This is a genomic window from Bacillus sp. FJAT-27445 (assembly GCF_001510665.1).
Classification (GTDB): domain Bacteria; phylum Bacillota; class Bacilli; order Bacillales; family Cytobacillaceae; genus Bacillus_D.
Genome location: NZ_LMTI01000002.1, coordinates 630,034 through 651,685, shown reverse-complemented (window position 1 = coordinate 651,685; position 21,652 = coordinate 630,034). Strand labels below are relative to the sequence as shown.

The following is a 21,652-nucleotide window of genomic DNA, read 5'->3' as shown; positions in this document are numbered from 1 at the left end:
AAGAATGCCCTGCAAGGAGGGGAACGGCTTGAGAATTGATAAGGTGCTTGCCAATTTAGGCTATGGCAGCAGGAAGGAAGTCAAAAAGCTTCTGAAGGATGGAGCTGTTGCGGTGAATGAAAAGGCCGTTAAGGATCCGAAGCATCATGTGGATCCGAAGAAGGATATTGTCACGCTCAACGGGTCTGTCATTGAATATAAAGAGTTCATTTATTTGATGATGAACAAGCCGTCTGGCGTTCTGTCGGCGACGGAGGATACTAGGGATGAAACAGTCATTGACCTGCTTGAACTGGAAGATCAGGTATTTGAGCCGTTTCCGGTCGGCAGGCTCGATAAGGATACAGAAGGCCTGCTTTTGATTACGAACGACGGGCAGCTCGCCCATCGCCTGCTGTCGCCGAAGAAGCATGTGCCCAAAACGTATTTCGCCGTCATTGAAGGCGAGGTAACGGAGGAGGATGCCGAAGCGTTTCGGAAGGGCGTCACTCTTGATGATGGGTATCATACAAAGCCTGGCGATTTGAAAATCCTGAAGTCGGGGCTGATGTCGGATATCGAACTGACAATTACGGAAGGGAAATTCCATCAGGTGAAGAGAATGTTCCAGGCGGTTGAAAAGCGGGTCGTTTACCTGAAGCGGCTTACGATGGGCCCTTTGAAGCTTGATGAAACACTTGAGCTCGGTGAGTATAGGGAACTGACAGATGAAGAAATTGAAAACCTGATGGAGTATCAGCCATAAAAGAGCGGCCGGGGAAGGATGACTTCCGCCGGCCGTTTTTTTTGGGTGCGTGACAACAAAAGTGCAAAATCGGTTTAGTTGCTACGCAAAGCCCCAATGAGTAACAAAATCTCTCCAAAACGCGGTTAGTCGTCAAAAAAATACGTGCCCATAGTAATCCTGCCGCCGGTTTTTTTGTGCCAAAGTCCTCCAACGAAAAAAACGAAGCAATACGTCCCCTGCTTCACTGCTTCACTGCTTCAATAAAAAAGAAACCGCCATATCCAGGCGGTTTCCCATGTTTCTATGAGGACATTTTTACTCTTTTTTGTGTGGTGGTCCATTTACCTCTGCTTGTGCTTTGGACAAGGTCATTATAGGCCAGGACGTTTAAATCTCGTTGAATGGTACGTGGAGTGATGCCGAATTCCTCTACTAGGTCCTGTGTGGTCACAGTACCGTTCTTTGAGATGAACATGTAGATACACTTGATGCGGTTTAACATACGGTTAGTCGAAGGTTTCAAAAAACCACTCCCTATCCATTTTTCAACCCATTGGCATATCCTTCAGACGGCGGCCGGTTAAGATCCATTATGAAATCCTTTCCAAGCAGCCACTCCCTTCCAAAACATGTAATTGCCTATATTGTATCCCTCTTTCCACAGGATTTCTACCTAAAACAGAAAATTTACAAAATATTTATGAAAAATTCATATGGAATATTCGGAAATCATATAAAAAATTCATTTTTTTATTCATTTTTTGATATTAACTTGAGAAAAGGGGGAAAAATTGAATATTTAGGTAAAGATACTTTTTTATTTTTTCAACCACCAATTACTTCGTTTTTAAAAAATTTACTGGTAAGATTAGTGCCATAAGGAAAGTCTTAATTTATGGGCGATTCCCATATACTGTATTGGGAGGTTTTCTAATGGGTAATGTCAATTGGTTGGAAGAAGTTGAGAAAAGAAAGGACAATCTCCTGGAGGATACACGGAAGCTTTTGCAGATTAAAAGCGTCCTGGACGAGGAAGCCGATTCACTCGAGGCTCCGCTTGGCCAAGGAATCAAGGAAGCCCTTGACTTTATGCTGAACCTTGGCGAAAAAGATGGCTTTACAGTAAAAAATACAGACAATCTTGCCGGGCATATTGAAATGGGCAAAGGCAAGGAACTAGTGGGCATTCTTTGCCATGTTGATGTTGTTCCTGAAGGTGATGGTTGGACAAGCGATGCCTACTCAGCCGAAATCCGGGATGGGAAAATATATGCGCGCGGAGCCCTTGATGATAAGGGACCGACAATGGCTGCCTATTACGGCATGAAAATTGTAAAAGAGCTGGGCTTGCCGTTAAAGAAGCGAGTGCGGATGATTATAGGTACAGATGAAGAGAGCGATTGGCGCTGTGTGGACCGTTATTTTAAAACAGAAGAAATGCCTGGCCTTGGTTTTGCGCCTGACGCGGATTTCCCGATTATTAACGCGGAGAAGGGAATTTCCGACTTTGACCTTGTACAGGAAACATCAACTGCGGAAGAAGGGGAAAACGGACAAGTTGAAGTACTCCGGTTTGAATCCGGCCGCAGATACAATATGGTGCCGGATTTTGCGAAAGCTGGACTTCTTGTACATAACTGCGAAACAGAAATTATGCAGAAGTTCCTTGAATTCATGGACCAGCACGGGCTAGAGAAAAATTATTATGTGGATGCCGGCGAAACAATCCTTGAGGTAAAGGGAGTATCAGCGCATGGGATGGAGCCGGAGAACGGCAAGAATGCGGGCTTATATTTGGCCGAATTCATTTCATCTCTTGATACAGATTCAAGGGCAAAGCATTATTTCGGGTTTGTTTCGAACTACTTCTTCAAGGATTCCAGGGGCAGCAGGCTGGGGGTCGCTTACCGTGACGATATTTCCGGGGAACTGACAATTAATGTGGGCAAGCTTGCCTATAAAAAGGAAGAAGGCGGAAGGCTTGGCCTGAACCTTCGCTATCCGGTTACGGCAAAGATGGACGACATAAAAGTGAAAATGCAGCCTGTTTTACAGGGAAACGGCTTTCATATTGGCAAGTTCACCAATTCAAACCCTCATCATGTGGATGAAAATGATTTCCTTATCCAGGTGCTTAAAAAGGTTTACGAGGAGCAGACTGGCGATCCTGCGGAATTGATTGCGATTGGCGGCGGTACGTATGCAAGGTCGCTTAAATCCGGCGTCGCTTTCGGCCCTCTCTTCCCAGGGAGGCCGGATATTGCCCATCAAAAGGATGAATACATGTTTATCGAAGATCTACTTAGGTCCGCAGCAATCTATGCCCAGGCAATTTATGAGTTGGCCCGGGAAGAGTAAACGGAGGAAAATATATGGAATATGTAGTTTTAAATGGAGAATTCATCACTAGGCAAGAGGCGAAAATTGACGTTGAAGACCGTGGCTATCAATTCGGAGATGGAGTTTACGAGGTAATTCGCGTCTATAACGGGAAAATGTTCACTGCCAGCGAGCACTTGGAGCGCCTTGTCTCGAGCGCGGAAAAAATCGGCATGAAGCTTGGATGGACGATTGCAGAGCTGGAAAACCTTTTTACCGCGTTAATCGAGAAGAATGGCATTGGGACAGGGATTGTCTACATGCAAGTAACAAGGGGAACATCGCCGAGGAACCATGCGTTTCCGCCGGCTGGGGTCGCCCAGACGCTTGTCGCATATACAAGGGACATGCCGCGCCCATCGAAAAATCTTGCTTCCGGAGTTAAAACAATACTGGCTGAGGACATCCGTTGGCTGCGCTGCGACATCAAAAGCCTGAATTTGCTCGGCAACATTCTGGCAAAACAAAAAGCAGCCGAAGCTGGCTGCTACGAAGCCATCCTTCACAGGGGAGATAAAGTTACGGAAGGAAGCTCCTCTAATATATTCATCATCAAGGACGGAACGGTTTATACCCACCCGGCCAACAACTTGATCCTTAATGGTATTACAAGGCAGACGCTCGAAAAATTGTGCCTTGAAAATGGCATCCCATTTGTAGAAAAAGAGTTTTCTATTGCGGAATTGAAATCGGCCGATGAGATTGCGGTTGGCAGTACAACCTCGGAAATTACTCCTGTCGTGGAGGCAGGCGGCCAGCCAGTTGGAAACGGCAAGCCTGGGCCTGTAACCAAAGCGCTTCAATCCCTCTTCGAGCAGGAAATAGAAAGGCAATGCGGAAAGCTTGGTGAAAATATATAAGCAAGGCTCTTTAAGAAACAGAGCTTGTTAGAAAGGGCTGCCCATGATGTATGGGCGGCCCTGATTTTTCCGATGATAAGGAATGTTTCCCCTTAAATGGGGATGTTTTGCTAAAATAGATTAAAAGGATGGATAAAATGAGCCATTATTTTTTTGCGGCAAGGATTCCAGAAGAGACGAAGCTTGCAATGAAAAACAGGATTGAAGAGCTGAAAAGACTGCATCCATTCCGGCGCTGGGTCCATCACGAGGATTTGCATATAACACTTGCTTTCCTCGGGAATGCACCTGAAGCTAAATTGGAAAAGGCAAGCCAATTGGTGGAGAGTGCCATTCAGGGAATGAAGGCGTTCTCCTTGGAGCTGACAGGTCTTGGGACTTTCGGACAAAAAGATAGCCCAAGGGTGTTTTGGGCTGGGCTTTTAAACAGCGTTGAGTTGGGGGAGCTAAGAAACCGTGTTTTTACAAACTGTGAAGAAGCTGGTTTCCAATTGGAGAAGAGGCCGTTCGCTCCCCATGTAACACTTGCGAGGAATTGGGAGGGCAACGGTCCTTTCAATCAAAAATTTTTGGCGGATCAGCCCCTGGACCTTGGCTTTTTGCTGGAAGAAGTAGTCGTTTACAGAACAAATATGGAGAAAACCCCTAAATATGAATCTGTAAAACAGTTCAGGCTGAACGGCTAAATAAAATCATACATAGAGAGAAAAGAACTTTTACGGGGACGGGAGTCGGCAGATGGAAACGTTTTATTTTATCGTGAACCCCAAAGCGGGAAACGGCAGATGCCTTGCAATTTGGAAAAAGGTTGAGAAAAGGCTCAAAAGCCTTCACATTCCATACCGGGCTTTTTTTACTGAATACCGTGGGCACGCCATTGAATTATCCAGGGAAGCAGTGAAGCTGACAGCCGGAAGGAATGCGGTTGTCGCCGCGGTAGGCGGGGACGGGACTGCCCACGAAGTGTTGAATGGGATCGGGCATTCCGGATCGGTTGCCTTTGGTTTTATCCCAGCGGGGTCGGGAAATGACTTTTCACGCGGATACAAGATTGCATCCGATCCCATAGAAGCCATGGAAGATCTCCTCCGAAATCAAGGGGTAACGGAAACTTTAACCGACTGTGGATCCCTTTCCCTGAACTGCAGGACGACCCTTTTTATCAACAATGCAGGAGCGGGTTTTGATGCGCTCGTTTCGAAAAAGGCGAATGAATCCCGGATAAAAAGCATTTTCAACCGAATATCACTCGGTAAGCTCGTTTATGTTTATATTTTACTGAAGGAATTGATAACGTATAAACGCACCACGATTCGCTTGACTATAGACGGACGCGACCATATCTTTGACCAGGCATGGTTTGTTACGGTTTCAAACCAGCCGTTTTATGGAGGAGGGATGATCATCTCACCCAAGGCTAAGCCTGATGATGGTGAGCTTGATGTCACGGTTGTCCACCACCTTTCAAAAAAGAAGCTATTGTTGGTGTTTATTAGTGTTTTTTGGGGGAAACATATACATTTTAAAGAGGTACATACGTTTAGAGGAAGGGTAGTATCGGTTCAAACCTCCTTTCCAATACATTTCCATGCGGATGGAGAATACCTCGGCATGGCTACAACGGAAAAAATAAAGGTGATTCCTCATGCCGTCAGGATTTTGGCTCGGCAAGGATTGGCAGAGGACATGGAAGTAAGGGGTGAGGCAAATGGAATCCATTAAACGGACATTTTTTGCATACTTGGACGGGATGAATTGCATCACGGTTTTGCTGCCATTGCCCATTCGGGGAACCGAGCCCTCCTATTTTATTCTTGAGAACAGCCTGGGAGAGGAAAAACTCTCTATTAATGACCGACAGGAAATCGAAGGGCATATAAAGTTTACCTGTACATTTTCAGGTGTTTATCCATTCGGCTCTGACAATTGGATTGTTTGTGGTGCAGGCTGCAGGACGGACGTTCAGATTGGCGCGGTCATTCGAACAAACGAATTCGATCGTGAATTTTTTTACAATGGCAATGATCTTGGCGTTGTATGCGGTGAAGGTCGTACTTCCTTCAAGGTTTGGGCACCGACGGCCACAAATGTCAAATTGAAGCTTTTCCCGCGGGGTGAGAAGTACTTTGAACTGGTGAAAATGATGCGCGGAGAAAAGGGCGTCTGGTCTGTGGAATTCGACCGGGACCTTGAGCTTGCACGGTATACCTACATGTTGTCCATTAATCAGGAGTGGAGGGAAGCTGTTGACCCGTATGCCAAATCTGTAACTGCCAATGGTAAGCATGGAGTCGTCGCAAGGCTGGAAAATACAGCTGTTCCCAAAGTTGAGATACCGACATTCAGCCATCCGGCCGATGCAGTTATTTATGAGACGCATATTCGTGATTTTACTATCCATCCCGCCAGCGGCATAAAAAATAAAGGGCTTTTTTCAGGAGCTGCGGAAACCGATGCTTCAGGTCCTGATGGCAGTGCAACCGGAATACAGTATGTAAAGGATCTTGGGGCAACCCACATTGAGTTTCTCCCTTTCAACGATTTTGCCGGCGTCGATGAAACAGGGTGGCGCGATGACTACAATTGGGGCTACAATCCTTTGCATTTCAATGTGCCGGAAGGAAGCTATTCAAGTAATCCAGAGGATCCGTATGCGAGAATACGAGATTTAAAAGAGATGATCGAGTCCATCCACAGGGTAGGCCTTAGGGTCATCATGGATGTAGTCTATAACCATGTATACATTAGGGAGCAATCCTCGTTTGAAAACATCGTTCCAGCCTATTATTTCCGCTACAACGAAAATGGGCTCCCTTCGGATGGAACAGGAGTCGGCAATGACTTTGCATCCGAGCGCATGATGGCAAGGAAATTTATTCTCGAGTCGATCCGTTATTGGGTGGAGGATTATAATATTGACGGGTTCCGTTTCGATTTAATGGGAATCCTGGATGTTCAAACGGTAAATGAAATCCGCAAAATTTGCGACAGCATTAAACCGGGAATGCTGATCATCGGGGAAGGCTGGGAACTCAATACCCCTCTCCCTCCCGGTGAGAAAGCGACAATTCGTAACCAGCTCCTGCTGCCATCAATCGGCCAGTTCAACGACCGCTTCCGGGATACAATCAAAGGGAGCACCTTCAACCTTTATGAACGGGGCTATGCCCTCGGAAACGGAATGTACGCGGACCAGGCTAAGGAAGTAATCGCGGGCAGTGTCGGTTTATTTTCAGGGCAAGCACTTTTTAGCGAACCGGGAAAATCCGTCAATTATGTTGAGTCGCATGACAATCATACCCTTTGGGATAAGCTGGAGGCTTGCCTTGGCGAATCTGGCGAGCTTTTGAAAAGGAAATGCCACCGCCTGGCGACCAGCCTTGTCATCCTATCCCAGGGAATTCCTTTCCTGCACAGCGGCCAGGAATTTTTTCGGACAAAAGCCGGGGAGGGTAACAGCTATAAGTCTCCTGACAGCATAAATTGGCTTGATTGGGAACGAGGGGCTAACAATTCAGAAAATGTCCGTTATATAAAAGGAGTCATCGAGATCAGGAGGATGCTATCCTGTTTTAGGATGAGAAGTACGGAACAAATTGGAACGGTACTAGCCGATTTAGGCCTGCCACACCCCCTGATTGGTTTTCTGTTCAAAGATGAATGGCAGGAGGGGGAGGCCGTTCTTCTGGTTAACCCTACCGCATTTATCCACCATATCCAGCTGCCCGCTGGTGATTGGCACGTCCTGGCCGATGATCTCCATGCCGGATCCAAACCGCTACGGACCATAGAGCAAGGCGATAATGCCATATTGGAACCAGTCAGCATCATGGTCCTTTTGAAACTGTGAAGGCTATGAAGCGAGGGTGGATCCACTGGAAGAAAGTGTCCGGCAACCGGCCAAAAACAGACAATAATTTTTAAGACAAAGGATTTTTTCATTCATCCCCTTGACGAAAAATGGCGAAAAGGGATAAAATTTATAAGATAGCTATTGAATTGGCAATAGCTGTCTTTTTCTTTCTACTGAGAATTTAACGATTTCATTCTAACTTTAGACTTTGGCAAAATAGATCCGGGAACAAAAACCGATGGCTGCCGGACAAACTGTAGGTGACTAATTTTGGACTATCTATTAGGGGAAGACTGGGAAATTACCCCCGCCGGGGGAGCCACGGGGAAAGCTTTTTTTGCTACGCACCATGAGCAAAGGCTTTTTTTGAAGCGGAATTCATCACCATTCCTTGCGGTCCTTTCCGCGGAAGGTATCGTACCCAAGCTTGTCTGGACAAAGAGGCTTGAAAATGGCGATGTGATTACAGCCCAGCAATGGAAAAGCGGCCGAGAACTGGAACCTCATGAAATGGCACAAGAGCGGGTCGCGAAGCTTTTAAAGAAAATTCACCGCTCCGAGGCGATGTTATTGATGCTCCGCAGGCTAGGTAAGGCGCCTGTTCTTCCAGAGAAGATGCTTGCGAAGCTGGAGAAGGGCCTTGATCCAGGGGTTGCTGAAATGCCTGAAGTCCAGCAGGCGAACATGTTTTTAAAAAAGGAAGTCGGAAATATTCACTTCCATGAATATGTGGTCTGCCATTGCGATGTAAACCATAACAATTGGCTGCTCGGAGAAGACAGCCGCCTGTATTTAATCGACTGGGATGGCGCGATGGTAGGAGACCCGGCGATTGACCTGGGAATGTTACTCTACTGGTACATTCCCGAGGAGGACTGGGAGGAATGGCTGAACCGCTATGGTACTAAACTGACAGAGCAGTTAAAGCGGCGAATGAAATGGTATGTGGCCGCCCAGGCAATCGAGTCTATCCAGTGGCATAAAAGAAGAGGCCGTTTCGAGGAAATGAACAAATGGACGGATTTCCTCACAGGCCTTTTATAATTGTCCGGAAAATTGGTCGATATCGTCAAGCCAATTTGAAAGGCGGCCTTGGTTTGTTTGAATATGGGAGTCAAGGTCGGCACTTTGGGCGCCATGCTGGCCATATTCATAAATTTCCTGAAGAACTCCTTTTACATTTTGGTTAATGCCAGTTTGAGCCATCAGCGATTTAACAAGCCGCTCGACCTGTTCGCATTCCGCTACCGACCCGCAGCAGTCAGTCTGATGGCTGCTCAAAATATCCCTTAGGACAGTAGCCTTGTCCTGATTGTTTAATGGCATTTAAATCATCCTTTCCGCTGTATCCATCATTTACCCCCTCTTTTTAAGGGTGCTAATAAGAGGAATCCATGACTAGGTTATGGATTCCTCTTATCGTTTATACAGGTGAAAGGCAGGCGGATTTTGCCAGAACAGCTTGCAAGCCAAAAGGGTTCATGATAAAAATAAGAAAGCATGTGAAATTTGGCATTGAGAAATACCTGGCCTGTTCAGCCAATGTCCTTAAAAGGCCATATGGCGTCCAGCTGGGTGAGAAAATGGGAGTGTACGTATGAGATTTCGTAATAAACCATGGGCCGCGGAAAAAATCCGGCAATACCCGCACTATTGCATAGCAGCCCCAGAAGAACACAAAGGCAAATGGCATGAAGTGTTTGGCAATGAAAACCCTCTCCATATTGAAGTTGGAACTGGTAAAGGAAGGTTCGTAACCGGTATGGCTGAAGCAAATCCAGAAATCAATTATCTTGGCATCGAACTGCACCAAGGCGTCCTTGCAGCAGCGCTCGATCGGCTTATTGAAGCGGAACTGCCAAATGTAAAGTTACTGAACATTAATGCGGCCGACCTGCTTTCTTATTTTGCAAAAAACGACGTAAGCCGTGTTTACTTGAATTTCTCGGATCCATGGCCAAAAACAAGACACGTAAAAAGGCGTTTGACATATAAAAGCTTTTTGTCACTATATGAACAAATTTTGATAGATGGCGGGGAAATCCACTTTAAAACCGATAACCAGGGATTGTTCGAATATTCCCTTGTAAGCTTTTCAGAATATGGAATGCGGTTGAAGGATGTCAGCCTGGATTTGCATAATAGTGAGTTCGAAGGAAATATCATGACTGAATATGAAGAGAAATTCTCCGGAAAAGGCAACCGCATTTATCGTTGCGAAGCGATGTATCGGTCATAGTAAGAGGGTGTCCATCCATTTGGGTGGACACCCTTTTTCATTAAACCGAAAGTGTCATTAAAGAAAAGATAGTCCAGTAATGTTAAAATGAAAAAAGTACGAGGAGAGGGGATCTTCTATGGAGAGCTTAATGATCGGCGGGCTTGAGCTTGTCTGGCTTAGGGGTGGGGTAACCCATATGGACGGCGGAGCCATGTTTGGAGTGGTACCGAAGCCGCTTTGGGAAAAGAAATACCCATGCAATGAAAAAAATCAAATCGAGCTGCGTTCCGACCCAATCCTGATTCAGCACAATGGAAGCAACTATTTAATTGAATCCGGAATGGGAAACGGCAAGCTTACGGAAAAGCAAAAGAGGAATTACGGGGCAACGGAAGAATCGGAACTGGAGGCTGAGCTTGAAAAAATCGGGCTGAAACCGGAAGATATCGATTATGTCCTGATGACCCACCTTCATTTTGACCATGCGTGCGGCCTGACGAAGCTGAACGCAGATGGATCCTATTCATCCGTGTTCCCAAATGCAAAAATCATCGCATCTAAGATTGAATGGGACGAGATGAGGAACCCCAATATTCGGTCGATGAATACATACTGGAAAGAAAATTGGGAAGCGATTGAAGGCCAAATCGAACCTTTTGAAAACGAATGGAAGCATGGTCCTTTTACAATGGTGCATACAGGGGGCCATAGTGACGGCCACTCAATCATCCTTATTGAGGATGGCGGAGAGATGGCGGTCCACATGGCTGATTTAATGCCGACCCATGCCCACTCGAATCCGCTATGGGTCCTTGCCTATGATGATTACCCAATGGATTCAATTTTCGCAAAGCGGAAATGGATCGGAGACAGCCAGGAAAAAGGGGCTTGGTTCACCTTTTATCATGATGCCTTCTACCGGGCAGTGAAATGGGATGAGCAGGGGCAAATAATCGCAAGCGTAAAAAGGCAGAGATAACAAAAAAATAGGAGACCCCATACCGGCGGTCTCCTATTCTCTTCCTATAACTTATATACATCAAGGATCGTTCCTGTCGTAGCATCGGCAACAAATTCAAATTGTTCGCCTGTATCGGCAAGCCCTGGAGAAATTCGCGTAATTCCTCCTCTGTAAACCCGGTACTGAATTCCATTCTTTTCAAAAGGTACGGCTTCCATATGAATCCATGAGCCGCTGACAGGTCCGGAAAGCTTAAATTGGCCCCTGGCATGGCTGAGAACCTTTTGGGCCGATAAATCGATGTTTTGCGAAATTGCGGCATTGACGGCGTATGCTCCAGCAGCCCCGGCAACTGCCCCAAGCAAAAATGCTTTCCAATTCATAAAAACCACCCCTTCGGTTTTGAATACCATTGCATCAGTTTTAGTATATCCTAGATTTAATAGCAGTTCATATAGAATTATTTGTGGGTATGGAAACTAGAGTGAAAGTTCTGTAAAATTATTCATGTACATATAAGTGCAGCCTACTGGTTGCGATAAAACAATTAGGGAGTGCGAGAGCGACATGAACGAGAAAACTTTGGAATTATTCAAGACATTGACCGAATTACCTGGAGCGCCAGGGAACGAGCATGCTGTCAGGGCATATATGAAGGAACGCCTGGCCCCTTTTTCCGATGAAATTATCCAGGACAATCTTGGCAGTATTTTTGGTGTGAAAAAAGGCAAGAGTGGCACTCCAAAGATAATGGTTGCGGGCCATATGGATGAGGTTGGCTTCATGGTTACGGCCATTACTTCGAATGGAATGATTCGCTTTCAGCCTCTGGGTGGCTGGTGGAGCCAGGTCCTTCTCGCGCAAAGGGTACAAATCATGACAAGTAATGGGCCGGTTATCGGGGTAATCGGTTCAATTCCGCCGCACTTGCTGGATGAAGCGAAACGGAATAAGCCAATGGAAATAAAAAATATGCTCATCGATATTGGCGCGGATGATAAGGAAGATGCGCAGCGCGCTGGTATCATGCCTGGCCAGCAAATTTTACCGATTTGCCCATTCACGCCAATGGCCAATCCAAAAAAGATCCTCGCCAAGGCATGGGACAACCGTTATGGGTGCGGATTGGCTATTGAACTGCTTGAGGAAGTGGATGGATTGGAGCTTCCGAATACGCTTTATTCAGGTGCGACCGTCCAAGAGGAAGTTGGGCTTCGCGGCGCACAGACTGCCGCAAACATGATTAAACCAGACCTGTTCCTCGCCCTTGATGCCAGCCCGGCGAACGATGCCGCGGGGAATAAGGATGAGTTTGGCCAGCTGGGCAAGGGAACGCTCTTAAGGATTCTGGACCGCTCTATGGTTACGCACCGCGGAATGAGGGAGTTCATTCTTGATACAGCCGAGTCACACAATATTCCATATCAGTACTTTGTTTCCGCTGGCGGGACGGATGCTGGGCGAGTCCATACCTCTCTTGAAGGAATTCCAAGCGCTGTAATTGGCATTTGCGCCCGGTATATCCATACACATGCGTCCATTATGCATGTCGATGACTACGCCGCTGCAAAGGAATTGCTCGTAAGGCTTGTAAAGGCATTCGATAAAACGACAGTGGAAACAATTAAATCTCAGAGCTAATAAATTTGGCCGAAAGCTATTTCGTTAATTAGAGAAGAATAGGTAATGGGGCCTTCGCTGTGTATAATGGCGAAGGCGTTTTTTTGCCGAAAATTAAAGAATTGATAATGGGGAAATAATGCACCTTGGAGGAATTGAAATGAAAATTATCATTGGTTCAGAGAACCCAGCAAAGGCCGCAGCGGTCAAAAATGCATTTATCTTAAATGATTCAGCGGAGTTTATCACGCTTGATGTTCAATCCGGCGTTTCTGCACAACCGTTTTCAGATGAAGAAACAATCGAAGGGGCCATGAATCGCGCCCAAGCCGCATTGGAGCAAGGGGGCGGGACAATTGGGATTGGCCTCGAAGGCGGCATACACCTGACAAAATACGGCATGTTCCTTTGCAACTGGGGCGTACTGGCCGAACCTGGTTATCCCCCGTTAATAGCAGGCGGAGCCCGGATTCCGCTTCCAGATGAAATTGCGGCAAAGCTTCTGGCCGGGCGGGAACTCGGGCCTGTTATGGATGAATATACAAAGAAAAAAAATATCCGTAAAGCTGAAGGGGCTATCGGCATTTTTACGAATGGCCAAATTAACCGTGCGGATATGTTTACTCATGTGACAAAGCTTTTGGTTGGGCAGTATCAATATCGAAAAAGCAATTTTTAGCCGCCTGTAATTTCCATACCTGGCAAGTTATTGGATAAGGGTTGCCACCTTTTCCACATGGGAGTATGATAGAAGTAGAAGTAGAAATTTGTCGAAGTATTCCATAATCCGACAGTCCTCTCAGTCTGCATGAGTATGCGGACCTCTGCTTGAATGGACTGGCATGCCGGGAGGAAAAGATTTGAATAGATTTATACGGACTGCAATACTCCTTATACTTTCCGTCCTTTTACTTGGGGCTTGCGGTAAGGCATCCTACAATACCGAGAGTGCCAAAGCCGAAGAAGCGGCAAAAACCGCCTTTGATGAAAAGAAAAAAACTCCAAATAAAAAAACCGCAAATATTGATTTTTATTTGCCTTTTGGGTTTGAAATTAAAAAAGAATCTCCAAATAATATAATTTTGAAAAACGGCGCAAAAACTTATATTCTTTTTTATAACCCTAATGAGGATAAAGAGAGCAAAGTCGTTTATGAAGCATCGGTTGCCCAATATGAAAAGCTTGAAATTGATGAAAATTTCAAGGGTGAAGGCAAGTTGGGATACCTGCTGGTGGAACGCCTTGAAGATGATATGAACATCCTGACAACTGGTGTCGGGGGCGTAAAGATCACGACAGAAACAAAAACTTCCAGCCTCGATGACGAGGCGTTAATAATGATGCAGATTGCCAATTCGGCAGAAATAAAAAAATAAAGATTAGCGAGCGGAAGGCCAGGGTGTGGCCTCCGCTTTTTGTTTGTTTTAAGGGAGAATGGGGAAAAATAAAATGCATATTGAATTGCAGGTCGAATGATTAGACCAGAAGGAAACTGCTTGATATGATTAGAAAAAGGTTTTTGCCAATTGGTGAAACAGGAGGAATTCAAATGAAACAGTTGGAGTCGATGGAACAGTTTGAAGAATATAAAAATGCCGGAAAACATGTATTCATGTTTTCTGCGGATTGGTGCCCGGATTGCAGGGTAATCGAGCCGGTTATCCCGGACATAGAGGAGAAATTCAAGGATTTCACATTTGTTTACGTAGACAGGGACAAATTCATAGACCTGTGCCAGCAGCTTGATGTTTACGGGATACCAAGTTTCATTGGCTTTGAAGGCGGAGAGGAACTCGGCCGTTTTGTCAGCAAGGACAGGAAAACCCCAGAGGAAATCGCAGGATTTATGACAGGCCTGCGCTAATTTGCTGAATCCTCCATCCCGCTTCTAGGGATGGAGGTTTTTTGGCCGTCTACAAAATTCTAAAATCGAACATTGTGGATAACTCGAAATAAGTTATATTAATCCAGCTACAGCGCCTAGCCCCTCGAGGTCATAAGCCGATTCCCTCCGGAGGGCTGGCCCGTCCTCGGAAATGCTCGCATTTCCTTCGTGCGTGGGCGGATTCAGGGATGCCAATCAATGTCCTGCGGGCCCCGTCTTATGCTGGTCGGGGCTGAGCAAGGCGCTTGCGCATGTTGTTCTGGCATTATTTTTTTGCACTCTAAAACAGCAAGGCGAATTGGCCATGCTTCTGTGTCGTTATTAAGTTGATGGAGGACTGCCTTTATGAAAATGGATAGCCGGAAAATGAGGGAAACGCTGGAGGGAAGGCTTGCAAAGCCTGGCCGGAAGTTTTCTTATAACAGGGACAAAGACGAACTCCGGGTAGAAAATGAGGATAGTGGAAAAGGAATAACGGTTTCAATTGCAGGGATTGTTGCCAAATGGCATGATAGGAAAGACAAAATAATTGATGAAATGGTTTATTACATAGAAGAAGGACTGCAAGCAATGGATAGTGAGGCAACGATTGCCGGGGGAGAGAAAAAAATCTTCCCCGTGATTCGGTCTGCTTCCTTTCCTGCCGAGGCGGAAGAGGGAAACCCATTTCTATATGATGATCACACCGCGGAAACTAGAATTTATTATGCTTACGATATGGGGAATTCCTACAGGCTAATTGACTCTCACCTATTGAAAAAGGAAGGATGGAATCCCGGTCAGATAAGGGAAATGGCGATGTTTAATGTAAGATCCCTCCCTGTCCCGGTAAAAGAGGACACTGTGGCTGGAAACATCTTTTATTTTTTAAATACCAACGATGGATACGATGCTAGCAGGATATTGAACAAAGGATTTCTTGTGGAAATGAGCACGAGGATTGCCGGTACAATGGCCATTGCAATCCCGCACCAAGATGTCCTGATTATCGCGGATATAAGGAATGAGACGGGGTATGATGTTCTATCCGAAATGGCGATGGGTTTTTTCGCAGCCGGAAAGGTGCCAGTAACTGCCTTATCCTTCCTTTATGAGAATGGGGAACTGGAGCCAATATTCATCCTGAGAACAAACAAACCTCAAAAAAGGACTAGAAAATAAATTTTTATAGGTCTTTTCACCTATAAATCTTACTTTGTAATTTGTAATGATTTCCGTAGACTGATTCTATTTGACCAATCATCCTTATTTTCGCTAAAAATCGCTGAATCTTGTCGAAGTTTTGCGAAATCCTGATAAAATAGAGTGAAGAAGTTTTTCGGAAAGAGTGATGGATTTGAGTTTTATGAAAAGTTTATTTAACAGGCTGCTGAATAATCAGGAAGAACCTTCCGATGAAGAGACTGTAGCTCCAATAAAGCCTCCTGCTAGGAATAGATTGAATAAAGAACTTGATGTGAAAATTGCTTATGAATATCCAAAGGGGAAATTCCGTTTCCCGCTTATACCCGATGAAAGAAAGCATCAGAAACAACAGGCGCCATTACCAAAAGAGGAAAAAGCCATTGCCCGTACACTGCCGAAGAAGGAACCTGTAAAACATGATATGGCTCAAAAGAAAGTTCGCCCGTTCACCCCTTCTGAGATCCCCTCACCTATATATGGTTTTAACAAGCCAGCTAAGAAGGAGAAGGTAGAGGTTGAATATGAACTACAGGGGTTCATTTCTTCCGAGGATGTATTTTTGGGGAAAATCTTAGGCGAGGAAGTCGGGATGACTGAAAAAGCATCGGACTTTCCCGAACAGCAGGCCGGTACTGACGTTCCAATTACAGTTGAAGAAATTTTTCAGCATAAAGAAAATCATCTTCAATACATACATGATATGGAGAAAGTGCAAGTAGAACCTGATACTTTTCAGGTAAAAGATGAACTTGCGGCACTGCTAGAAGATGGGGAAGTGTTCGTTCAGGAAGTTGAACCAGTTGCATTCCTTGAAGACGGCCAAGTCACCTTGAAAAGTGAAGGAGATTTGAATCTCCAGGTAAAGGGAGATGAGAATGAGGACAACGATGCCAAGGAAGCCGGCGAAAATATAATCTCCCTCGAAAAAGAAGAGGAAACCTCGCAGATTCACAGTTTCAAGGCTGTAAACCCGAAGTCTGAACCGGAAAAAAAACCTGCAGCTTCGCGTTCCCATTTGCCATTTAATGTCCTTATGCTAAAACAGGATAAAAAGAAATATGAGGAAAACAAATCTTGGAAAAAACAGCTCAATCAAGAAAATCAGCCGACGGAGATAAAGATTGCTGAACCTGAACTGAAAATCGCGGATGATCGTGAGTGGGACCAATCCTATCATTTTCCGGGTATCGGCCTTTTAAATCCGCCTGTAAAGGCTGAAGGGGATCCCGGATGGCTTTCCGAAAGAAGGAACATGCTTGAACAAACGTTGTTTAATTTCAATGTTGGCGCGAAGGTTGTCAATGTGACGCAAGGCCCTTCCGTCACTCGATTCGAGCTTCATCCCGAACCAGGGGTAAAGGTTAACAAGGTTACTAATTTGTCCGATGATATAAAACTTAGCCTGGCTGCGCGTGATATTCGGATTGAAGCCCCTATTCCTGGTAAGCATACCATCGGAATTGAGGTGCCGAATCCTAAATCCCGCCCAGTCCTCATCAGTGAAATTATTGGCAGCCCGATATTCAGGGAGAATGCTTCCCCATTAACTGCGGTTTTGGGCCTAGATATCTCTGGTAATCCAATTGTGACTGATTTGAAGAAAATGCCGCATGGACTAATCGCGGGCGCGACTGGTTCCGGCAAGAGTGTTTGCATCAACTCCATCCTTGTTAGCCTTCTTTATAAGGCGAGCCCGGATGATTTGAAGCTTCTGCTAATCGATCCGAAAATGGTTGAGCTAGCACCGTATAACCGAATCCCGCATTTGGTAAGTCCGGTCATTACGGATGTCAAAGCAGCCACCGCATCCCTGAAGTGGGCGGTGGAGGAGATGGAAAGGCGCTATGAGCTGTTTGCCCATGCCGGGGTTCGTGATATCAACCGTTACAATGAGGTCGCGCTAGAAGCAAAACGATATTCAGAAAAGCTGCCGTTCATTGTCATCATCATTGATGAGCTTGCCGATTTAATGATGATGTCTCCCGCCGACGTTGAGGAAGCCATCTGCCGTATTGCCCAGAAGGCAAGGGCTTGCGGGATCCATCTCATTATCGCAACTCAAAGACCTTCAGTTGATGTCATTACCGGTTTGATTAAAGCAAATGTTCCAACCCGGATTGCTTTCTCGGTCTCCTCACAGATAGACTCTCGTACCATCATTGATATCGGCGGTGCAGAGAAGCTGCTTGGACGGGGAGATATGCTGTTTTTGGAAAATGGATCGTCGAAGCCGGTCAGGCTCCAAGGGACATTCGTATCGGATGCCGAAATCGATAAGGTTGTTTCCTTTGCTAGGGAACAAAGAAGCCCTGCATATTTGTTTGAGCAGGAGGAACTTCTTAAGAAGGCACAAGTAACCGAGGATGAGGATGAACTTTTCTTTGAAGCTTGCGAGTTTGTTGTCGAACAGGGCGGGGCCTCTACATCAAGCCTTCAAAGGCGTTTTAAGGTCGGATATAACCGTGCCGCGAGGCTGATTGACATGATGGAGGAAGCGGGATTCATTTCGGGCTCCAGGGGAAGCAAACCTCGGGATGTGCTCATCACCGAATCAGAGCTGGAATCATTGCAGGAAGCAGGGCCTGTCCATTTTTAAGATGTATGCAGCAGGGATATGGGAGAATACTGAAAGTATCAGGATTTAGTGTTCGGGCTCCAAACATGCTATAATTCAATAATATCAAAACTGAGTCACAGACATGGAGCATGTTTCCAATTACCAAATGCCATTACATGTCATATACTGTTTTACAGAAAGACGTTTGTTGGAGGTTCTTTATATGACTATTTACCATTTAGTAGGTATCAAGGGGTCCGGAATGAGTGCACTGGCACAAGTTCTCCATGATATGAATTATGAGGTGCAGGGCTCTGATGTGGAAAAGCGGTTTTTTACCCAACAGGCTCTTGAGCAATCTGGAATAAAGATCCTTCCGTTTCAAAAAGAAAACGTTCAGCCCGGAATGGTTGTTATTGCGGGAAATGCATTTCCAGACACCCACGAGGAAATACAGGAGGCTTTACGGCTTGGTCTGGAGGTCATCCGTTACCATCGTTTCCTCGGTGAGTTTATGCAAAAATTTGTTAGTGTCGGGGTTACCGGTGCGCATGGCAAGACATCGACGACTGGGCTGCTTGCCCATGTGATAAAAGGGGCTAAGCCCACTTCTTATTTGATTGGCGATGGAACGGGCAAAGGCGAACATGATGCCCATTATTTTGTGTTTGAAGCTTGTGAATACAGAAGGCATTTCCTCTCGTATTTTCCGGACTATGCAATTATGACCAATATTGACTTTGACCATCCTGATTATTTTATGAATCTGGATGATGTTTTTTCGGCATTCCAGCAGATGGCCCTCCAGGTGAAAAAAGGGATTATCGCGTGTGGGGACGATGAACAACTGCAAAAAATTCAGGCTAAGGTACCTGTAGTATTTTACGGCTTTGGCGAGGACAATGATTTCCAGGCCCGAAATGTTATCAAAAGCCCTGAAGGGACAACCTTTGATGTTTTTGTCCGCAATACTTTCTTTGATACATTCTCCATCCCGGCGTATGGGGATCATAATATCCTGAATTCATTGTCAGTCATCACGCTCTGTCATTATGAAGGGGTAGATGTGAATCTGGTAAAAGGGCAATTAAAAACCTTCGAAGGTGTTAAGAGGAGGTTCTCTGAAAAGCAGCTTGGCAGCCAAACTGTAATTGATGACTATGCGCATCACCCTACGGAAATAAAGGCCACTCTTGATGCTGCAAGGCAGAAGTACCCTGACAGGGAAATTGTTGCTGTGTTCCAGCCCCACACCTTCACGAGGACACAGGCGTTTCTTCAGGAGTTTGCCGAGAGCCTAAGCAAGGCTGATAAAGTGTACTTATGTGATATTTTTGGTTCAGCCAGGGAAAATCAGGGAAAGCTCACAATTAAGGACCTTGAGGAAAAGATTAGCGGAGCTGAAATCATGGCGGAGGAAGGCACAACGATTCTCCGCGGACATGAAGGCAGCGTCATAATTTTCATGGGCGCCGGGGACATTCAGAAATTCCAGGAAGCCTATGAAAAAGCCTATAGCGCTTAGAGCAATATAGCCTGCTGGACAGATTTTTATTGGATACGAAAAAAAGGATGCAGGCCCGCCTGCATCCTTCTTCGATTTATTTCAAGTTCTCGGGATTCAGCTTTTCAAGTTCAGGAATGACGAAGCGGCCATCCTTCCTGACCAGAACATCATCAAAATAGATTTCGCCGCCTCCGTATTCAGGGCGCTGGATATTGACCATATCCCAATGGATATTGGAATGGTTGCCATTGGAAGCTTCATCGTAGCATTGACCAGGAGTGAAGTGGAAGCTTCCATCAATTTTTTCATCGAACAGGATATCCTGCATAGGGGTCTGGATATACGGGTTCACACCAATTGCGAACTCTCCAATGTACCTGGCACCTTCATCCGTATCAAATATCTTGTTGATTCTCTCTGAATCATTTGACTCAGCTTCAACAATTTTGCCGTCTCTAAATGTCAGCTTGACGTTCTCAAAGATAAATCCCTGGTAAGGGGAAGGGGTATTATAGGTGATCGTGCCATTTACAGAGTCACGGACAGGAGCCGTATAAACTTCACCGTCCGGAATATTCATTTGGCCTGCGCATTTAATTGCGGCTATGTTTTTGATTGAAAAAGTCAGGTCGGTTCCTGGACCTGTGATTCGAACCATATCAGTTTTGTCCATCAACTCGACAAGGCTGTCCATGGCGGCATCCATTTTGCTGTAATCAAGATTGCAGACGTTGAAATAAAAATCTTCGAATGCTTCCGTGCTCATTTTTGCGAGCTGGGCCATTGAAGATGTTGGGTAACGAAGGACAACCCATTTCGTTTTAGGGACCCTGATATCCCTGTGTACCTTTTTCCCTATGGTACTGCCATGGATTTTCATTTTTTCATCCGGGACATCAGCAAGTTCATTAATGTTGTCGCCTGAACGGAGACCTATGTATCCATCCATTTCCTTCATGACTGAAGCTTCAAAATCAGCCATCATTGAAAAGTTTTCTTCCTGAGCCCCCATGAGGAGGGACCGGTCAACCTGATGGTCCTTCAACAGGACAAAGGGATAGCCTCCAGCTGCGTACGCTTCCTTTACCAGCGCGGTAACAAGCTCACGCTGAAGCCCGAAATTTTCAATCAGCACTTTTTCTCCCTTTTGGAGCTGGACAGAATAATTGATAAGATTTCTTGCCAGTGTCTCAATGCGAGGGTCTTTCATTTTTCAGCCTCCAATATTCACCAAAATTAATTTCAACTATTAGTTTAACCGAAGCGGGCATAGTTGACTATTTAGTTGTTTTAAAAAAACATTTTTATACGAGGAAGGAAAAAATAAAGTTTTATGGAAATAATATTAATGCGCCCTGTTTATTGGGATGGGCTATGGGTAAAAGTAAGTGAAGATTAATGGAGGTGCAATGTTTATGGTAATAATCCTTTACTTAAGTGTGGCGCTGATCGCCATTGCATTTTTGATCCTTGTAATATACTTGGCTAAGACCTTGAAATCCTTACAAGGAACGTTGGAGAGCGTTTCAAAGACACTCGTAGGCCTTGAAAGCCAGCTCGACGGTGTTACAAAGGAAACAGCAGTGCTTTTGCATAAAACGAATGCTCTTGCGGATGATATACACAGGAAATCCGAGAGCCTAAACACTGTTGTCGATGCAGTAAAAGGGGTCGGTACTTCCGTCAACAAATTCAATCAGTCGGTTCAGACGATTGTAGGCTCTGTTGACAGGCAGATTGACCAGAATAAGGAAAAGATTTCTCAAATTGTCCAATGGAGCAATGTTTTGCTTGAACTGAAAGACAAATGGAATGCAAGAAAGCAAGCAGCGGCTGCGTCAGCGGAGAATAGCGAGTTGGCTAAGCCGAGATCCAGGGCGAATTTATAATAAGGAGG

At 45.4% G+C, this 21,652-nt stretch carries 22 protein-coding genes; 18 read left to right on the top strand and 4 right to left on the bottom strand.

Annotation, left to right across the window (positions count from 1 at the left end; translation table 11 throughout):
- The first annotated feature begins 28 nt into the window (after window positions 1-28).
- Window positions 29-745 (top strand): pseudouridine synthase, encoded by a 717-nt coding sequence (locus tag AR337_RS07870; protein WP_059171449.1) that lies wholly within the window; start codon window positions 29-31, stop codon window positions 743-745.
- 283 nt (window positions 746-1,028) lie between these two features.
- Here AR337_RS07870 and AR337_RS22670 read toward each other — a convergent pair whose 3' ends face one another.
- On the bottom strand, window positions 1,029-1,250 hold the full coding sequence (locus AR337_RS22670; protein WP_053367433.1) for a DeoR family transcriptional regulator: 222 nt from the start codon (window positions 1,248-1,250) through the stop codon (window positions 1,029-1,031).
- Window positions 1,251-1,660: 410 nt separating this feature from the next.
- On the opposite strand from AR337_RS22670, the gene pepV reads away from it, so the two are divergent.
- The 6 genes from pepV to AR337_RS07835 all read left to right on the top strand — a co-directional run bounded on the left by pepV (window position 1,661) and on the right by AR337_RS07835 (window position 8,863).
- Window positions 1,661-3,085 carry a dipeptidase PepV gene (gene pepV / locus AR337_RS07860; protein WP_059171447.1) on the top strand — a complete coding sequence of 475 codons (1,425 nt, stop codon included), beginning with the start codon at window positions 1,661-1,663 and terminating at the stop codon, window positions 3,083-3,085.
- Window positions 3,086-3,099: 14 nt separating this feature from the next.
- Window positions 3,100-3,966: a D-amino-acid transaminase gene (dat, locus tag AR337_RS07855; protein WP_059171446.1), complete on the top strand. Its 867-nt coding sequence runs from the start codon at window positions 3,100-3,102 to the stop codon at window positions 3,964-3,966.
- Window positions 3,967-4,103: 137 nt separating this feature from the next.
- Window positions 4,104-4,652, top strand: coding sequence for an RNA 2',3'-cyclic phosphodiesterase (gene thpR / locus AR337_RS07850; RefSeq protein ID WP_253701550.1), 549 nt, complete (start codon window positions 4,104-4,106; stop codon window positions 4,650-4,652).
- Between the two features lie 52 nt (window positions 4,653-4,704).
- The gene (locus tag AR337_RS07845) at window positions 4,705-5,688 is read left to right on the top strand and encodes a diacylglycerol kinase family protein (protein ID WP_059171444.1); all 984 of its coding nucleotides are present in this window, start codon (window positions 4,705-4,707) and stop codon (window positions 5,686-5,688) included.
- Entirely contained in the window at window positions 5,675-7,816 is a 2,142-nt protein-coding gene (pulA, locus tag AR337_RS07840; RefSeq protein ID WP_059171443.1) for a type I pullulanase, read from the top strand. The genes AR337_RS07845 and pulA overlap by 14 nt, the downstream gene beginning before the upstream one ends.
- Window positions 7,817-8,089: 273 nt before the next feature.
- Window positions 8,090-8,863 (top strand): phosphotransferase family protein, encoded by a 774-nt coding sequence (locus tag AR337_RS07835; protein WP_059171442.1) that lies wholly within the window; start codon window positions 8,090-8,092, stop codon window positions 8,861-8,863.
- Here the strand turns inward: AR337_RS07835 and AR337_RS07830 are convergent.
- Window positions 8,858-9,145: a YtzH-like family protein gene (locus tag AR337_RS07830; protein WP_059171441.1), complete on the bottom strand. Its 288-nt coding sequence runs from the start codon at window positions 9,143-9,145 to the stop codon at window positions 8,858-8,860. The two genes, AR337_RS07835 and AR337_RS07830, sit on opposite strands and share 6 nt — an antisense overlap.
- A gap of 68 nt (window positions 9,146-9,213) precedes the next feature.
- Here AR337_RS07830 and AR337_RS07825 point away from each other — a divergent pair, with 68 nt between their 5' ends.
- From AR337_RS07825 to AR337_RS07815, 3 genes are all read left to right on the top strand, one after another.
- Complete coding sequence (locus AR337_RS07825) at window positions 9,214-9,420, top strand: hypothetical protein (protein ID WP_059171440.1); 207 nt, start codon at window positions 9,214-9,216, stop codon at window positions 9,418-9,420.
- Window positions 9,417-10,058 carry a tRNA (guanosine(46)-N7)-methyltransferase TrmB gene (gene trmB, locus AR337_RS07820; RefSeq protein WP_059171439.1) on the top strand — a complete coding sequence of 214 codons (642 nt, stop codon included), beginning with the start codon at window positions 9,417-9,419 and terminating at the stop codon, window positions 10,056-10,058. The genes AR337_RS07825 and trmB overlap by 4 nt, the downstream gene beginning before the upstream one ends.
- Window positions 10,059-10,176: 118 nt before the next feature.
- Window positions 10,177-11,019: an MBL fold metallo-hydrolase gene (locus AR337_RS07815; protein ID WP_059171438.1), complete on the top strand. Its 843-nt coding sequence runs from the start codon at window positions 10,177-10,179 to the stop codon at window positions 11,017-11,019.
- A 44-nt stretch (window positions 11,020-11,063) separates the two neighbouring features.
- Here AR337_RS07815 and AR337_RS07810 read toward each other — a convergent pair whose 3' ends face one another.
- Window positions 11,064-11,384 carry a PepSY domain-containing protein gene (locus AR337_RS07810; protein ID WP_059171437.1) on the bottom strand — a complete coding sequence of 107 codons (321 nt, stop codon included), beginning with the start codon at window positions 11,382-11,384 and terminating at the stop codon, window positions 11,064-11,066.
- A gap of 184 nt (window positions 11,385-11,568) precedes the next feature.
- On the opposite strand from AR337_RS07810, the gene AR337_RS07805 reads away from it, so the two are divergent.
- The 7 genes from AR337_RS07805 (at window position 11,569) to murC (ending at window position 19,773) form a co-directional block, all read left to right on the top strand.
- Window positions 11,569-12,642, top strand: a complete 1,074-nt coding sequence (locus AR337_RS07805) for a M42 family metallopeptidase (RefSeq protein WP_059171436.1) — start codon at window positions 11,569-11,571, stop codon at window positions 12,640-12,642.
- Between the two features lie 139 nt (window positions 12,643-12,781).
- Window positions 12,782-13,300, top strand: coding sequence for a DUF84 family protein (locus AR337_RS07800; RefSeq protein WP_059171435.1), 519 nt, complete (start codon window positions 12,782-12,784; stop codon window positions 13,298-13,300).
- A gap of 181 nt (window positions 13,301-13,481) precedes the next feature.
- Complete coding sequence (locus tag AR337_RS07795) at window positions 13,482-13,997, top strand: hypothetical protein (RefSeq protein ID WP_059171434.1); 516 nt, start codon at window positions 13,482-13,484, stop codon at window positions 13,995-13,997.
- A gap of 173 nt (window positions 13,998-14,170) precedes the next feature.
- Window positions 14,171-14,485 (top strand): thioredoxin family protein, encoded by a 315-nt coding sequence (locus tag AR337_RS07790; RefSeq protein ID WP_059171433.1) that lies wholly within the window; start codon window positions 14,171-14,173, stop codon window positions 14,483-14,485.
- Window positions 14,486-14,851: 366 nt separating this feature from the next.
- Window positions 14,852-15,667: a DUF1444 domain-containing protein gene (locus tag AR337_RS07785; RefSeq protein WP_059171432.1), complete on the top strand. Its 816-nt coding sequence runs from the start codon at window positions 14,852-14,854 to the stop codon at window positions 15,665-15,667.
- A 184-nt stretch (window positions 15,668-15,851) separates the two neighbouring features.
- Window positions 15,852-18,287, top strand: a complete 2,436-nt coding sequence (locus AR337_RS07780; protein WP_082686908.1) for a DNA translocase FtsK — start codon at window positions 15,852-15,854, stop codon at window positions 18,285-18,287.
- A gap of 184 nt (window positions 18,288-18,471) precedes the next feature.
- The gene (murC, locus tag AR337_RS07775) at window positions 18,472-19,773 is read left to right on the top strand and encodes a UDP-N-acetylmuramate--L-alanine ligase (RefSeq protein WP_059171430.1); all 1,302 of its coding nucleotides are present in this window, start codon (window positions 18,472-18,474) and stop codon (window positions 19,771-19,773) included.
- Between the two features lie 76 nt (window positions 19,774-19,849).
- Here murC and AR337_RS07770 read toward each other — a convergent pair whose 3' ends face one another.
- A complete protein-coding gene (locus tag AR337_RS07770) occupies window positions 19,850-20,965 on the bottom strand; it encodes an aminopeptidase (protein WP_059171429.1) in 1,116 nt (371 codons plus the stop codon).
- Window positions 20,966-21,170: 205 nt separating this feature from the next.
- On the opposite strand from AR337_RS07770, the gene AR337_RS07765 reads away from it, so the two are divergent.
- Window positions 21,171-21,644 carry a DUF948 domain-containing protein gene (locus tag AR337_RS07765; RefSeq protein WP_059171428.1) on the top strand — a complete coding sequence of 158 codons (474 nt, stop codon included), beginning with the start codon at window positions 21,171-21,173 and terminating at the stop codon, window positions 21,642-21,644.
- Window positions 21,645-21,652 lie beyond the last annotated feature (8 nt).

Excerpts from the sequence above, each read along its gene's own strand:
- murC (WP_059171430.1), top strand. The coding sequence starts at position 18,472 with ATGACTATTTACCATTTAGTAGGTATCAAGGGGTCCGGAATGAGTGCA.
- AR337_RS07825 (WP_059171440.1), top strand. The coding sequence starts at position 9,214 with ATGACTAGGTTATGGATTCCTCTTATCGTTTATACAGGTGAAAGGCAG.
- dat (WP_059171446.1), top strand. The coding sequence starts at position 3,100 with ATGGAATATGTAGTTTTAAATGGAGAATTCATCACTAGGCAAGAGGCG.
- AR337_RS07770 (WP_059171429.1), bottom strand. The coding sequence starts at position 20,965 with ATGAAAGACCCTCGCATTGAGACACTGGCAAGAAATCTTATCAATTAT.
- pepV (WP_059171447.1), top strand. The coding sequence starts at position 1,661 with ATGGGTAATGTCAATTGGTTGGAAGAAGTTGAGAAAAGAAAGGACAAT.
- AR337_RS07845 (WP_059171444.1), top strand. The coding sequence starts at position 4,705 with ATGGAAACGTTTTATTTTATCGTGAACCCCAAAGCGGGAAACGGCAGA.
- AR337_RS07800 (WP_059171435.1), top strand. The coding sequence starts at position 12,782 with ATGAAAATTATCATTGGTTCAGAGAACCCAGCAAAGGCCGCAGCGGTC.
- AR337_RS07785 (WP_059171432.1), top strand. The coding sequence starts at position 14,852 with ATGAAAATGGATAGCCGGAAAATGAGGGAAACGCTGGAGGGAAGGCTT.
- AR337_RS07805 (WP_059171436.1), top strand. The coding sequence starts at position 11,569 with ATGAACGAGAAAACTTTGGAATTATTCAAGACATTGACCGAATTACCT.
- AR337_RS07815 (WP_059171438.1), top strand. The coding sequence starts at position 10,177 with ATGGAGAGCTTAATGATCGGCGGGCTTGAGCTTGTCTGGCTTAGGGGT.
- AR337_RS07790 (WP_059171433.1), top strand. The coding sequence starts at position 14,171 with ATGAAACAGTTGGAGTCGATGGAACAGTTTGAAGAATATAAAAATGCC.
- thpR (WP_253701550.1), top strand. The coding sequence starts at position 4,104 with ATGAGCCATTATTTTTTTGCGGCAAGGATTCCAGAAGAGACGAAGCTT.
- AR337_RS07780 (WP_082686908.1), top strand. The coding sequence starts at position 15,852 with ATGAAAAGTTTATTTAACAGGCTGCTGAATAATCAGGAAGAACCTTCC.
- AR337_RS07810 (WP_059171437.1), bottom strand. The coding sequence starts at position 11,384 with ATGAATTGGAAAGCATTTTTGCTTGGGGCAGTTGCCGGGGCTGCTGGA.
- AR337_RS07830 (WP_059171441.1), bottom strand. The coding sequence starts at position 9,145 with ATGCCATTAAACAATCAGGACAAGGCTACTGTCCTAAGGGATATTTTG.
- trmB (WP_059171439.1), top strand. The coding sequence starts at position 9,417 with ATGAGATTTCGTAATAAACCATGGGCCGCGGAAAAAATCCGGCAATAC.
- AR337_RS07765 (WP_059171428.1), top strand. The coding sequence starts at position 21,171 with ATGGTAATAATCCTTTACTTAAGTGTGGCGCTGATCGCCATTGCATTT.
- pulA (WP_059171443.1), top strand. The coding sequence starts at position 5,675 with ATGGAATCCATTAAACGGACATTTTTTGCATACTTGGACGGGATGAAT.